General features: G+C 33.7%; 15 protein-coding genes. 10 read left to right on the top strand and 5 right to left on the bottom strand.

Annotated features, from left to right (window positions below):
- Positions 1 to 156: 156 nt before the first annotated feature.
- Complete coding sequence (locus PHV37_07815) at positions 157 to 882, top strand: type II secretion system protein (protein ID MDD3237985.1); 726 nt, start codon at positions 157 to 159, stop codon at positions 880 to 882.
- Here PHV37_07815 and PHV37_07820 read toward each other — a convergent pair.
- Positions 860 to 1,216, bottom strand: a complete 357-nt coding sequence (locus PHV37_07820; GenBank protein MDD3237986.1) for a hypothetical protein — start codon at positions 1,214 to 1,216, stop codon at positions 860 to 862. The two genes, PHV37_07815 and PHV37_07820, sit on opposite strands and share 23 nt — an antisense overlap.
- 227 nt (positions 1,217 to 1,443) lie before the next feature.
- Between PHV37_07820 and PHV37_07825 the strand changes: the two genes are divergently transcribed.
- From PHV37_07825 to PHV37_07850, 6 genes are all read left to right on the top strand, one after another.
- Positions 1,444 to 2,145, top strand: a complete 702-nt coding sequence (locus tag PHV37_07825; GenBank protein ID MDD3237987.1) for a hypothetical protein — start codon at positions 1,444 to 1,446, stop codon at positions 2,143 to 2,145.
- Positions 2,146 to 2,202: 57 nt separating this feature from the next.
- The gene (locus PHV37_07830; GenBank protein MDD3237988.1) at positions 2,203 to 3,201 is read left to right on the top strand and encodes a GGGtGRT protein; all 999 of its coding nucleotides are present in this window, start codon (positions 2,203 to 2,205) and stop codon (positions 3,199 to 3,201) included.
- 216 nt (positions 3,202 to 3,417) lie between these two features.
- Positions 3,418 to 4,809 (top strand): methyl-accepting chemotaxis protein, encoded by a 1,392-nt coding sequence (locus PHV37_07835; GenBank protein MDD3237989.1) that lies wholly within the window; start codon positions 3,418 to 3,420, stop codon positions 4,807 to 4,809.
- 18 nt (positions 4,810 to 4,827) lie between these two features.
- The gene (locus PHV37_07840; GenBank protein ID MDD3237990.1) at positions 4,828 to 6,165 is read left to right on the top strand and encodes a hypothetical protein; all 1,338 of its coding nucleotides are present in this window, start codon (positions 4,828 to 4,830) and stop codon (positions 6,163 to 6,165) included.
- A 107-nt stretch (positions 6,166 to 6,272) separates the two neighbouring features.
- Positions 6,273 to 6,905: a GDSL-type esterase/lipase family protein gene (locus PHV37_07845; GenBank protein MDD3237991.1), complete on the top strand. Its 633-nt coding sequence runs from the start codon at positions 6,273 to 6,275 to the stop codon at positions 6,903 to 6,905.
- A 17-nt stretch (positions 6,906 to 6,922) separates the two neighbouring features.
- A complete protein-coding gene (locus PHV37_07850) occupies positions 6,923 to 8,464 on the top strand; it encodes a TolC family protein (protein ID MDD3237992.1) in 1,542 nt (513 codons plus the stop codon).
- Here the strand turns inward: PHV37_07850 and PHV37_07855 are convergent.
- The 4 genes from PHV37_07855 to PHV37_07870 form a co-directional block, all read right to left on the bottom strand.
- On the bottom strand, positions 8,461 to 9,657 hold the full coding sequence (locus PHV37_07855) for an aminotransferase class I/II-fold pyridoxal phosphate-dependent enzyme (protein ID MDD3237993.1): 1,197 nt from the start codon (positions 9,655 to 9,657) through the stop codon (positions 8,461 to 8,463). The two genes, PHV37_07850 and PHV37_07855, sit on opposite strands and share 4 nt — an antisense overlap.
- The gene (locus PHV37_07860) at positions 9,654 to 10,136 is read right to left on the bottom strand and encodes an Lrp/AsnC family transcriptional regulator (protein ID MDD3237994.1); all 483 of its coding nucleotides are present in this window, start codon (positions 10,134 to 10,136) and stop codon (positions 9,654 to 9,656) included. The genes PHV37_07855 and PHV37_07860 overlap by 4 nt, the downstream gene beginning before the upstream one ends.
- A 94-nt stretch (positions 10,137 to 10,230) precedes the next feature.
- On the bottom strand, positions 10,231 to 10,626 hold the full coding sequence (locus PHV37_07865) for a cupin domain-containing protein (protein MDD3237995.1): 396 nt from the start codon (positions 10,624 to 10,626) through the stop codon (positions 10,231 to 10,233).
- Positions 10,627 to 10,638: 12 nt separating this feature from the next.
- Complete coding sequence (locus PHV37_07870) at positions 10,639 to 12,387, bottom strand: 1-deoxy-D-xylulose-5-phosphate synthase (protein ID MDD3237996.1); 1,749 nt, start codon at positions 12,385 to 12,387, stop codon at positions 10,639 to 10,641.
- Between the two features lie 81 nt (positions 12,388 to 12,468).
- On the opposite strand from PHV37_07870, the gene PHV37_07875 reads away from it, so the two are divergent.
- The 3 genes from PHV37_07875 (at position 12,469) to PHV37_07885 (ending at position 14,292) form a co-directional block, all read left to right on the top strand.
- Positions 12,469 to 12,876: a MerR family transcriptional regulator gene (locus tag PHV37_07875; protein ID MDD3237997.1), complete on the top strand. Its 408-nt coding sequence runs from the start codon at positions 12,469 to 12,471 to the stop codon at positions 12,874 to 12,876.
- Between the two features lie 94 nt (positions 12,877 to 12,970).
- Complete coding sequence (locus PHV37_07880) at positions 12,971 to 13,249, top strand: hypothetical protein (GenBank protein ID MDD3237998.1); 279 nt, start codon at positions 12,971 to 12,973, stop codon at positions 13,247 to 13,249.
- Entirely contained in the window at positions 13,249 to 14,292 is a 1,044-nt protein-coding gene (locus PHV37_07885) for a hypothetical protein (GenBank protein MDD3237999.1), read from the top strand. The genes PHV37_07880 and PHV37_07885 overlap by 1 nt, the downstream gene beginning before the upstream one ends.
- Positions 14,293 to 14,300 lie beyond the last annotated feature (8 nt).

The following is a 14,300-nucleotide window of genomic DNA, read 5'->3' on the forward strand; positions in this document are numbered from 1 at the left end:
ATTTCCTATATATATAACGATTAAACCACAATATTAGTTCAAATCACTCATTCATCTGGGGAATATTTTATAGGTTTTAGCTTCACTTTACAATAGGTAATAATTGGGGTAATCTATAGTTAGTTTGGCTTATTATATACAAAAATGGAATTATTTATGCAATTTATCATCCCAACTCAATACAATCCTGTAACAACAAGGTCTTTTACCGCTTTCACATTAGCTGAAGTTTTGATTACTTTAGTCATAATTGGTATTATCGCTGCGATGACAATACCTTCATTGCTGAACAAAACCAATGAGCAAGAAACAATAACAGCGGTAAAAAAAGCATATTCAACTTTAAGCCGTGCTCACGGTCTCGTGTTGAGCCAAGATTCTTTTGATATTGCTGACTATGGAGGCTATTACGATGCAACGATGGCTTATGCGGGATACATCACTCAATATCTAAACATAAACAAAAAATGCGGAAGAATGAATGAATATAACAGTGGTTGTTTCCCCTCTGTTACTTACAAAAATCTGGACGGATCTTCCGGCAGCACATTTGGAGGAACATATTTCTACACACTTCAACTGACTGATGGAATGTCTCTGGCAATAAATCTATTAGCAAGCAGTTACCTCTCATTCCCTGCTTTTGGCACAATCACCGTAGATATTAACGGAGATAAATACCCGAATACATTCGGAAAAGATTTATTTAGCTTTATAATACACAAAGATTCTATAGTGCCTGACGGTATGCCAAACTATAAATATCCGGAATATAGTTTTAATAGAGATCCTTCACTTTGCCACACCAAAGGCACAGGTTGCACTGCGTGGGTCATTATGAAAGGAAACTTGGACTACCTTAGAAAAGATGTCTCATTGTAGGAGTGCCTTTTTTTATAGATGTTTGAAGCTTTTTATTTATCGTACTTTTAGTACGCAGGCACGCTGTCAGATTTTGATTTGTTTGCTCTTGATTAACGTAGTTAGACGTAGGAGCCGTTTTAGAAATACCAACTTCTGTTTTTGCAAGATTATAATTAAGACGTGATTTTTTAACAGTCGGACTGTTCTGCAAAGCAGTATTAATACAATCTTTAATAGTCATAGGTGCTCTTTTTACAGTTGCTTCCTCCAAAGAAAAAGCTTGATTTACGGGCAGTAAAAAGGTTAAAGTTAAAGTCAAAGCCCAAACAGCTATTTTATATCCAAACTTCATCCTACTTTTAGTCCCCAATTATATTTCCTATATATATAACGATTAAACCACACCTCAAGTTCAAATAACTCATACAGATGGGGAATATTTTTATTTCCAAATAAAATGTGTTTATTGTATAATCGTGATGTCTGGAAGGATTAGCCCGACTAGCCGTTTTGAGGCATGCCTATCCGACACATATAGATTTTATTTTAATGAAAGTTATATAGAAACAAGGAGGTCATATGGATCACATTCAATTAACAAAGGAAATCGAAGAAAAATGCTGTGTAGCTCGCGGCGTTAAAGGTGTTCCTGCTCCAATTCCTCAAGAAGGACAATGGACAAAATGTAAGGAAATTAAAGATATTTCCGGTTTAACTCACGGTTGCGGATGTTGTGCTCCACAACAAGGTACTTGCAAATTAACCCTAAATGTTAAAGACGGTATCATCGAAGAAGCTTTAGTTGAAACCTTAGGTTGCTCAGGAATGACTCACTCTGCTGCTATGGCAGGCGAAATTCTACCCGGTAAAACAATCCTGGAAGCTTTAAATACTGACTTGGTTTGCGATGCTATAAATGTTGCTATGAGAGAATTATTCCTACAAATCGTTTACGGCCGTACTCAAACTGCTTTCTCTGAAAACGGTTTACCAATTGGTGCCGGTCTTGAAGATTTGGGTAAAGGTCTTTGCTCTATGGCCGGTACAATCCACTCTACAAAAGCTAAAGGCGTTAGATACCTTTCTCTTACAGAAGGCTATATCCTAGAATTAGGATTGGATAAAAATGACGAAGTTATCGGATACAAATTCGTAAACCTCGGCAAAGTTATGGATGCTATAAAAGCAGGTAAAGACCCTAAAGAAGCTTATGAAAAAAATATCGGTACTTACGGCAGATTTGCTGACGCTGTCAAAACTATTGACCCGAGAAAAGAATAAATCAAGCTTACAAAACATATATACACTTAATAGTAATTAATTATAAGGAAATAAAAAATGGCAAAATTTGAAGGACAAGACAGACGTGAAGCTTCTTTGGCTAAAGTCTTAGCTGAATATGGCTTCAAATCTTTAGACGAAGCTAATGAATTATGCTTATCTAAAGGTATAAACGTTGACGAAATCGTTAAAGGCATTCAACCTATTGCTTTTGATAATGCCTCTTGGGCATATACATTGGGTTGTGCCATCGCAATTAAAAAAGGTATCAAAAACGCAGCTGATGCAGCTGAAACAATCGGTATCGGCTTACAAGCATTCGCGGTACCCGGCTCTGTCGGTGACACAAGAAAAGTCGGACTTGGTCACGGAAACCTTGGTGCTATGCTTTTGAGAGAAGAAACTAAATGTTTCTGCTTCTTAGCCGGTCACGAATCATTCGCTGCAGCTGAAGGTGCTATCGGTATTGCAAGAAATGCTAACAAAGTAAGAAAAGAACCCTTAAGAGTTATCTTGAACGGTCTGGGAAAAGACGCCGCTTACGTTATCGCTAGAATCAACGGTTTTACAGCTGTTGAAACTGCTTATGATTTCAAAACAAGCGAACTCAAAATCGTTAAAGAAACTCCATTTTCTGAGGGCGAAAGAGCTAAAGTTAAATGCTACGGTGCAGATGATGTTTCTGAAGGCGTTGCTATCATGATTAAAGAAGGTGTTGACGTTTCTATAACCGGTAATTCAACTAACCCGACTCGTTTCCAACATCCTGTTGCCGGTACTTACAAAAAATGGTGCTGGGAAAACGGTAGAAAATACTTCTCAGTAGCTTCTGGTGGTGGTACAGGTAGAACTCTTCACCCAGATAACGTTGCTGCCGGTCCTGCTTCATACGGTATGACTGATACTATGGGAAGAATGCACGGCGATGCTCAATTTGCTGGTTCATCTTCTGTTCCGGCTCACGTTGAGATGATGGGCGTTATCGGCATGGGCAACAACCCGATGGTTGGTGCTACTGTAGCTTGTGCTGTTGCTGTTCAAAAAGCTATGGCTTAACTTATAAAATTTATTCATAAAAAGAGTGTGATTTCGGTCATGCTCTTTTTGTGTATTAACTTTTTAAAATACCCGTTATAATGTATTGACCTTCTTTAATAAAAATTTTAAAATAGATATGTATTTAATTATTTGCGTTTGAGGTAGTTTATGAGTATTGAAAAATTCAGCTTTAGAAAAAAAATAAATTTATTAGTAATTTCAATTGTTTGATTAGTGGCAATATTAACTTCAGTCGCAAGTGTTATTCAGATTAAAAAAGCAATAACAGATTCTGCACAAGTCAAAATTGAAGAACTCACAGAAGTTGCATATAATATGGTGTCGTTTTATGGTGACAAGGCGAAAAATGGAGAAATGACTGTCGCTGATGCTAAAAAAGCAGCTGAACAAGCTATAGAAACTTATTCTTATGAAAATGGTAAGAATTACATATGGATAAATGACTACAACAATATAATGATATATAACCCAAAAAGACCATTCCATTCTGATTGCACTGCCACTACAGGTCCGGATGGAAAATATTTTTACAAAGATATTACGGAAATGGCAAAATCAGGTAACGGCGAATTCTATAAATATAAAGTGGTAAGAAAAATACCCGGTGGACCTGCTGAAGGTACAATTGTTGATAAAATTTCTACTGCAAAAGCTTATAAACCGTGGGGCTGGGTCATTGCTACCGGTGTATATTTAACAGAAGTCAATGAAATGGTCAACAAAACTGTAATAATAATCCTTAGCTTAAATATACTCGTCATGCTTGGACTTATTTTAGTTACAAAATTCTTTTTTACTGATAAAGTAGTTAAAGATTTACTATCTTTATATGATGAATTAAATTCGACCTCTAATAATTTATTATCTTCTTCTAAAAATCTAATCAACTCAAGCGAAGCACTTGCTAAAGGTTCAACTGAACAAGCTGCTTCTGTTGAAGAAATTTCTGCTTCAATACAAGAAACTTCATCTATGATTGATAGAAATGACGAAAATACTTCTTTCGCAGCTAAGTTATCAAAAGAAAGCTTAGAAGGCACTAAAAAAAGCTATGAAAAAATGAATATTCTTATGGATTCAATGGAAAAAATTAATATTTCCAGTCAAGAAATTTCAAAAATCATTAAAGTAATTGATGAAATTTCATTCCAAACTAATATTCTTGCTCTTAATGCGGCTGTTGAAGCAGCAAGGGCAGGAGAGGCAGGCAAAGGTTTTGCTGTTGTCGCTGAAGAAGTTAGAAATTTAGCACAAAGAAGTACTGAATCTTCAAAAGATACAACTGCTTTAATTGAAAATAATATAATTTTATGCGACCAAAGTAATCAAATTGCTAAAGATGTTCACAAAGCTATTGTAGAAATTACAGATAAAACTAAAAAAGTTGACGAAATTATGCAAGAAATAACAGTTTCAACTAATGAACAAAAAATCGGTGTTGAACAAATTTCAACAGCAATAAATCAAGTCACAGGCATTCTTAACAATAATGCTGAAACAGCTAGAAATACTGCATTAATTTCTGAAGACTTGGATAATGAAGCAGAAACTCTAAACGGAGTATTATCACATCTAAATAGTATAATTAACGAACAAAATAATTAACAACGAAGGATATTAAAATTGAAGAAAAACTTATTGGCACTTTTTTGTGTCGGAGTAGGTCTTTCAGCTCTGTTTAGTGGGAAAGCTTTAGCTTTAAATGAAATAACCCTTCCAATAGATACGACCACAGACTCTATTCATTCCTACCAACCTGCATCTATTACACAAACTCAGGAAAATTACAAACAAAATTTATTTGAAAACGATGCATATTCTACCACTTATCAAATAGCTCAAGCTTTAACTCCAGGTGTCAAAATTGACCTTGGTGTACAAAAAAATGAAGCAAATATTGAAAATTCAGATGCAAATTATTCGACTATAATTGATGAAAATGGCAAACCCACCTTTGTCCAAAGAATTTCTATTGAAGAAAACAGACCAAAGCCATTACAAATATTCAATAAAGATGGTTATCAGTTTGAAGGGGGACCAATCAAAAGTTTCAAAATGGGGCTTTTATATGTTGGAGGCGAAACTCTCACTTATCCTTGGGAAGGCTCAAGGATTGGCAACAACTGGAATAACACGGTAGGTGAAATTTCTACCATTACTAAATTTAAAGATAACAAAACGACTTTGAGATTTTCTTATAATTTGTTAAAATTTGTCAAGGGACACGAAAACAGATTTATGGAAAAAGTTTCCGAAATGGGGCTTGTCTACGAATTTAATAAACACAATCAAGTGCATTTGGGACAAACTTGGCGTTTACCGATTGGTGTTGACGGATATGTATCTACCTTCAACCAAGATTTGCCGACTCGTTCTCAAATCGGTAGAACTTTTGGTAATACGAGATCCTTTGGTATCAGAAATGTCGGTAATTACAAATATATGGATTACGATATAGGGTTATATGACAGCACTCGCTATTGGGAAAATCTTACTAACGGTGTAGATTTTACAAGTTGGTTGACATTAAAGCCTTTGGCAAATTTAGATGCTGAAAAATTCGGAAAACTCACAATGGGAACCGGCATTTCAACTGGTAAAAATGATGTTTCATATTCTGTTTATGGGGCTTATATAGGCTATGACTATAAAAATTTTCATAATAAATTTGAATATTCCCACGCAGACGGATTTAACGCCGGTGCTCAAGGAAGAAACGAGTGTGAAGGTTTTTACGACACTATAATTTATGATATAAATAAAAAACTTCAAGTAATCGGAAGATATGATGTCTTCAATCCTAATTTGCAAGCAACTACTCATCTAATAACAGAATGTACCGGTGGACTTGCATACAAAATAAGTAATAGCTTTAAAATACTTGCAGCCTATACGTATCGCAATGTCGACAATGGGGAACATTCAAATATGATTTCCATTCAAACAAGGGTTAAAATTTAGTTACTACAATATATTAATGTTTACACTTTTCAAATCAGTTTTTATTTTACAAAAGCTGATTAGTATTGTATTTTTATAATTATGGCATACCATAAAATAGGAGTCGAATGAAAACTATATTTTGTTACGGTGATTCAAATACATATGGCTATAAAGCTGATGACCATACCAGATTTGACAAAAATACTCGTTGGACAGGTGTTTTAACAAACCTTTTGAAAAATAAATGTAATATTGTAGAAGAAGGTTGCAACAATAGAACAGCGTTTGTAAAATCATATGATGGCTTAAAACAATCCGGATTGGAATATCTTGATTCTTGCTTACCTAATTGCCCGATTGATTATTTTATCTTTGCATTGGGGGCAAACGATTTGCAATACGTCTACAAGCTTGAACCAAAAGATATTGAAGCTGGACTTATCAAATTTATAAAAAAATTAAAATCATATAAACATATATCCAATATAATAGTTATCGAACCGCCAGAGCTTAATCAGGATATTAAAAAAGGCTTTTTTAGTTTTCAGTTTAATGATTACTCGATAAATCTTTCAAAATGTGTGCATCAAATATATTCCAAAGTGGCAGATTCTGAAAATGTAGAGTTAATAACATTCGGAAAAGACATCAAAACTGCAGTTGAAGACAATTTGCATTATACAAAAGAGGCTCATTCTCTTATCGGGCATTTGATTTTTGAGAAAATTAAAAATAAAATACTCACTTTTGATATTTAGACTATAATGGTTTTGTTATGAAAAAATATAAATACAAAAAGATATTTTCACTATTTTTAATTGTTTTATGTTTTGCTTTATATAGCTCAAAAGTTTCAGCCATTGAAGCACCTCACCACTGCTGTTGCGAAACGGAACATCACCATCAACAACCGGTGATAAAAGATGGTGCAATCTTATCCATTACAGACTGTATTGCCGTCGGAATAAGCAACAGCCCGATAATCAAAGAATATGAGCACAAGTATGAGCTTGCAAAAAGTAATGTTGGAACAGCTAAATCAGAATATTTTCCTACTCTTGGGCTAAGTGCTAATATTGGTCAAATTTATAACTCTGACCATGAGGATTTTTATCACAATTATAAAGAATATCCTAACTTTAACGTAATGCTAAATAAAATGATTTGGGATTTTGGAAAAACTACCGCCAATATCAGAATGGAAGAATTTTTAAAAATTGCAGCACAATATGAATTTGAAGACTCTGTTTGCTCCACTGTTTTCGACATCAAAGATAAATATTATGCCACTTTAAGAGCAAAGGCTATTTTCGCTGCTGCTCAACAAAATTACAAAATTGAAGCTCAAACAACAAAAGAGATGGAAAATTTGGTTTTATCTAAAAAAAAGAATAAAGTCGATTTTTTAAACTCTCAAATTCAACAATCTCAAGCAAAAATCCAAATGCTTGATGCTGAAGATGATTATGCAAATGCAAAAGAAAATCTCAATAATGCAATGTTCCTTGATAATGCTCCTAATTATGAAATTTACGAAACTCAAACCTTTCAATATTTTACAGAAAAATCACCTTATATAAATATTTCTAACAAAAAAAATGCCACTATAAAAAAAGATGAAACTATATTCGAACATCCTCATTTTACATATTCTGAAGCAACATCTCTTGCGTACAAAAACAGCCCTGATTTAAAAGTTCTCGTTGCTGTAAAAAACGCAATGGAACAATCGTTGTTGTTTGTAAAACGCTCATATTACCCTGAAATTGGAGGAAGAATTGGTTATGATATTTTGAACACAAATCAATATTATAATAACGATTTGGCTATTGGGGTTAATGTTTCCTCATCATTAAATCTTATGAAACAAAAATACGATATAAAAAGTGCAAATCAAGAACTAAATATAGCACAAGATACCATTAACAAGTTCAAAAAAGATTTATATTATAGAGTGCGAAGAGCTTTAAATACAGTCAATGAAACCCAATCTTTAATCCCGATTGCAAAAGAACAAAACAAAATTGCAGAAAACAATTTGACTCTCACAAAAAATAATTATACCTTAGGCTCTATGAACCAATTAGACGTTCAAGATGCCATAAAAAGCTATCATCAATCCTTGCTAAACGTGATAAATTCGCAATACCGCTATAACATAGCTCTAATCAATCTTGAGATGTCTATGCATTACCATTTAATCGATTACCACGAAAAATCCGAGCACGCTATCGAATACCACGAAGATAATCCATCTGATACTTTAAGCAAAATGATTACTTGCAAGAAAAAACACAAACAAGAAAGTAAGCTTTAAAGAGTTGCGGTTTCTTTTTCAGCTTTATTTTCTTCTCTAAGTTTTGTCACAAACTTTTGCAATTTTTCCATAGCTATTTTTAATGTTTCTAATGAATAAGCATAAGATATTCTTAAATAGCCTTCTCCTGAATTCCCAAAAGCGGTTCCGGGGATTGTTGCGACTTTTTCTTCTTGCAAAAATCGTGTCGCAAATTCTTCACTGGATAGTCCAAATTCTTTTATACACGGAAACACGTAAAAAGCACCGTATGGCTCAAAACAATCTAAATCCATCTCTTTAAATTTATGCATCAAAAAACGTCGTCTTTGATTATAAGATTGTTTCATCTCTTTCACGTCATCGTCACCGTGTTTTAATGCCTCAATAGCAGCATATTGACTTGTCGTAGGTGCACACATAATAGCAAATTGGTGAATTTTTGTCATTTGCTCAATTAGAATTTTTGGAGCACAAGCATAGCCTAAACGCCACCCGGTCATTGCGTATGCTTTTGAAAAACCGTTTATTAAAATCGTACGCTCTTTCATTCCGGGGAGCGATGCAATAGATGTGTGTTCACCTTTATAAGTAAGTGCCCCATATATTTCATCAGACATTACCCATATATCATTTTCTATTACAATTTTTGCAATAGCTTCTAAATCTGATTTTTCCATAATAGAACCTGTCGGATTATTCGGAAAAGGTAATACCAAAATTTTTGTTTTATCAGTAATCGCATCAAGTAGTTCTTGAGGTGTTAATCTAAAATCATTTTCTGCTTTCAAGTCGATAATAACAGGCTTCGCACCTGCTAATACAGCACAAGGTTCGTAAGAAACATAGCTGGGTTGAGGAATTATAACTTCATCTCCTGAGTTAATCATAGCTCTGAAACCGATATCAATAGCTTCTGAACCACCTACTGTAACCAAAACTTCATGTTCAAAATCATAACTGATTCCTTGTGTTCTTTTGGTAAAATTGGCAATTTCTTGTTTTAAATCTTTTAAACCGGAATTCGAGGTATAAAAAGTACGTCCACGTTCTAAAGAATAAATACCTTCATCTCTTATATGCCAAGGGGTATCAAAATCAGGCTCTCCAACACCAAGAGAAATTGCGTCTTGCATTTCATGAACTATATCAAAAAATTTTCTTATACCTGACGGTTTTATATTTATAACACTTTTTGAAAGAGGGTTTTTCATGGAGTAATTACCTCTCTTTTATCTTCTATCTTCTTTGACAAAACCGTACCGTGGTCTTTGTATTTTTTCAATATAAAATGAGTAGCGGTACTCAAAACACTGTTTAACGTAGATAATTTATCAGAAACAAAACTTGAAATTTCTTTCAATGATTTTTCTTCTAATGTCACAAGTAAATCATATCCGCCTGAAATCAAATAGACAGCTCTAACCTCAGGATAGTTATATATTCTTTCGGCAATGTTATCAAAGCCTTGACCACGTTGAGGCGTGACTCTTACTTCTATCAATGCGGTAACCTTTTCGATAGATGTTTTTTCCCAATTTATCAAAGTATGATAACCGCAAATTATACCTTCATTTTCCAATGCGGCGAGTTCATTAACGACATCAATTTCTTCTACACCAAGAATAACAGCGAGTTCTTTCAAATCAATTCTGCTGTTTTTTTCAATTACAGTTAATAATTCGTCTCTCATGATTTCTCCTTTTAGATATTATACATTATATCACCAGATACAAAATAAAAAGCAACTATTTACATAAAAAAGGACGCTAAATGCGTCCTTAAATTTAGCTATAGTATTCTTCGTCAGAAACAGGCTCTAACCATTCAACAATACCAAGGTTGATATTTGCCCCTATCGCAAGATGAACAAGTTTAGAATTTTCAGTTGCACCATGCCAGTGCTCTTTATCGGGTGGAATTTTAACGACATCACCTTTTGTAATTTTCTTTTTTGAACTTCCTCTTTCTTGATAGTATCCTTCGCCATCTATAACCAACAAGATTTGTCCGCCTGGGTGTTTATGCCAGTTATTACGGCTTTTTGCTTCAAATACCACATTCCAAATCGGACAATTAAAGTCATCAATTTCAACCAAGGTTTGGGCAGAGGCAAGCCCCACAAAATACTGATTTTCACTCAATTCTGCCGTTTTGAAAACAGGGTCAATTATTTGTTTCATAAAAACACCTTTCTATAGAACCTTTTTAACATCATCGACAATTAATTCAGGAGTCAAATGATATTTTTCAAATAAAACCTCCATGGGAACTCTATCTGTAAATTCTTTCTTTCCGCCAAAATTTAAAACTTTCATATCAGTTGGTCCATAAAAGCTTGCAATTTTTTGTCCAAAGCCACCATCTAAAATCCCACTTTCTAAAGTAACTACAACTTGATGATTATTTTTTAGTGAATTTAAAAGTTCTTCATCAGTACCTGTTAAGAATTTTGGATTTATCAAAGTAGCATTTATTCCCAATTTCTTTTGTAATTCTGTCTTTACAGCCACTCCAAGATTAAAGAAATTTCCCACAGCAATTATCGCAACTTTATCACCTTGTTCAACAGTTTCATATTTATTTAACAAGGAATAATTCGTTTCATCCTTTTTACCCGTAGATACAAATGCGCCAAAAGGCACTCTTATTGCAACAGGATGCTCTTTTTGTTCAACAGACCAATCAAGCATAGCCAGATACTCTTCCTTTGTTGTAGGAGCTAAATAAACAATATTTGGAATATTGCTAATCAAAGGAATGTCAAAAGAGCCCAAGTGCGTCATATCAGCATTTGAAAGCCCTCCCCAATATACCAAAATGGTTGCGGGTGAGTTATTTAAGCATAAATCTTGTGAAAGTTGGTCATACGTTCTTTGAACAAAGGAGCTCAATATCGCCAATACAGGTTTTCCGCCGTTTTTTGCAATAGCTGAAGAATATGCGATTGCGTGCTCCTCTGCAATTCCTACATCTGTATAATTGTCGCCAAGCAAACTTCTGAATTCTTTTGAAAATCCTGTAGCACCCGGAGTTGCAGGCGAAATAGCAACAACAGTTTTATCATTTTTTTGTTTGTTCAAAATATAATCAGTAGTTATACTGTCATAGCTTTCAACTTGTGTTATTGTTTCATTTTTAGGCTCCATAAATCCAGGCATTTGCCAATGATAAAATTCTTTATCAATCACAGCAGGTTCATATCCTTTACCTTTTAAGGTGTGAATATGTAAAACCGTAGGTTTTTCAGAATCTTTAATATTTTCAAAAGCCGAAATCATCAATTTTATATCATTTCCATTCTCAACATAATGATAATCAAACCCTAAAGCCTTAAAGAAATTAAGCTCTGATTTTCCATTAGTTTTTCTTAGCAATTTTAAATTTTCATACAAGCCGCCATGATTTTCAGCAATAGACATTTCGTTGTCATTGACAACAATAATAATGTTTGACCCCAAGACAGCTGCATTATTAAGCCCCTCGTAAGCCTCTCCGCCACTTAAAGAGCCATCGCCGATTAAAGCAATTACGTTGTATTTTTCACCCTTCAAATCTCTTGCTTTAGCCAATCCTGTAGCCAAACTTACCGATGTTGAAGTATGTCCAATTATGAAATGGTCATGTTCACTTTCTTCAGGATTTGAATAGCCCGAAACAGAGAAATATTTATCAGCTGTTGTAAAGCCCTCTTTTCTGCCTGTCAACATTTTATGAGGATAACATTGATGGGAAACATCAAATACAAACTTGTCGACAGGCGAATTAAATACATAGTGCATCGCAATTGACGCCTCAACTATTCCTAAATCCGGACCCAAGTGGCCCCCTATCGTATTTACTCTTTTTAAAATACAATTTCTCATTTCAGCCGAAAGCTCATCCATTTCAGCAACTGAAAGTTCTTTCAAATCTTGTGGTGAATCAATTTTGTCTAATATCATTTTTCTACCTTTATTTTTAACTTAAATCTATGATATTATAATTTTAAAACTTGATAGTAACTATCAGTCAAGGGGGGTAAAATGTACACAATAAAAGAAGTATCAGAAAAAACGGGAATATCTGAACATACACTCAGATTTTGGGCAAAAAATGAGCTATTTCCAGAAATATCAAGAAATAAAAATAATATCAGAATGTTTAACGAAAACGATTTGGCATGGGTAAAAATGGTTAATTGCCTTCGGAGCGTTGGGACAGAAATAAAAGAAGTAAAAAAATACATTGATTTGTGTCTTGAAGGTGATTCAACTATAAAAGAACGTTTTGAAATAATAAAAAATACAAAAACTAACGCCATAAAAAAAATGGAAGAATTAAAAAATCAACTTGAACTTTTAGACTATAAAGAAAATTATTATAAAAATCTTATAAACAACCACCTCCAAGATGAGTGGAATCCGGCAAACCAACTTACAAAATGCAATTAATATATTGTAATTTTGCGTTAATTAATGTTAAAAATAATATTCAAAATGACGGTTTTTAGTTCTTTTAAGACTATAATTGGTGAAGGGTGGATATATGAATATTATTGGACTTATCTCCGTTTTACTTATAATAGCTTTAGTTTGTTTTTTGTTCCTCTTTTTTAGGAAAGAGAAATATATTAAAACTTGTGCCACCTTTTTGACAATCATAGCCGTAATCGGAACAGGCATGATTATTTGTGAAAAACCTAAACTTCACGCTCCTGTTTCAATGAGTGTTATTGATTATTTAATAAAATTTAATGATGATGGTTCTGTTATTACAACTAAAAAAACTACTCGTACAAACTATAAAAATAAGGAGATGAAATAATGAAAAAATTCATTTGTTTATTTCTATGTTTTTTTTATTTTGCTTCGTCAAATATTTGTTTTGCGGACTCTACGCATCTTTATTTTGTTAAAAATACCAATAAAAGCCTGCTTAAACCTTATGTTGAACAATCCTATTTGAAAGAAAAATATGACTTAACAAAAACAGATCCTTATTATGGTGTTTTAAAAACTGATAATTCAAATTCTGCATTAATAATTTTGCAAACTACAGGTTCGAATGTGTTTTATTTCTATAAATCAACCTCTAACAATAGACTTGATAAAGCAATATTAAAAATGCTAAAAACAAACAATATTGTTTATGAAGAATCGTTTAATACTAATTATATAAATTTGTTTGAAACTCAATCAAATAAAATCTTGTCAAACAACGGAACCGATTTATATAGTTTTGACTCAACAACAACAAAATATCAAGCTCCCGCAAAAAAAAGTCAAACCAGCCAATCAACTGCATTAAAGGGGTATATAGGGAAAGTAGTTTCGGGCACTACTTTTAAAACATATTTACAAACGCCAATAAACACATCTACTGCCTCAAAAGGAGATGTCGTAACCGCTGTTTTGTCAGAAGATTGGAGCTACAATGGAAATATTATAGCACCACAAGGAAGCTTAGTTTCTGGCATTTTGACCAACGCTAGACATGCTTCAGTTGGTTCTTTTAACGGTAAAGCGATTATTGATTTCAATAAAATTACAACACCAGATAATAAGATTTATTATATTTCTACTGAACCGATTGATTTTTCCGTCACAAATGAGGGAAAAATTGCAAAGTCTACAAAATCTGTAATAACCGCAGCTGCAGTTGGTGCGGTTGTCGGATTACTAGCTGCTGCTTGTTTTAGCGGTAGTGGCTCCAATCTGGGGAAAGCTGCTGCACTTGGTGCCGCTAGCGGTGCCGGCATTAGCTTGGTTTCTTCGGTTGCCGAAAAAGGTGTTGATGCGGAAATTCCTGTTTATACGGATTTGGAATTGAAATTAATAAAACCATTGAATGTAATGTTAAAATATTAAGGATTAAA

Source organism: Candidatus Gastranaerophilales bacterium (assembly GCA_028693235.1).
GTDB lineage: Bacteria > Cyanobacteriota > Vampirovibrionia > Gastranaerophilales > Gastranaerophilaceae > JAQUVW01.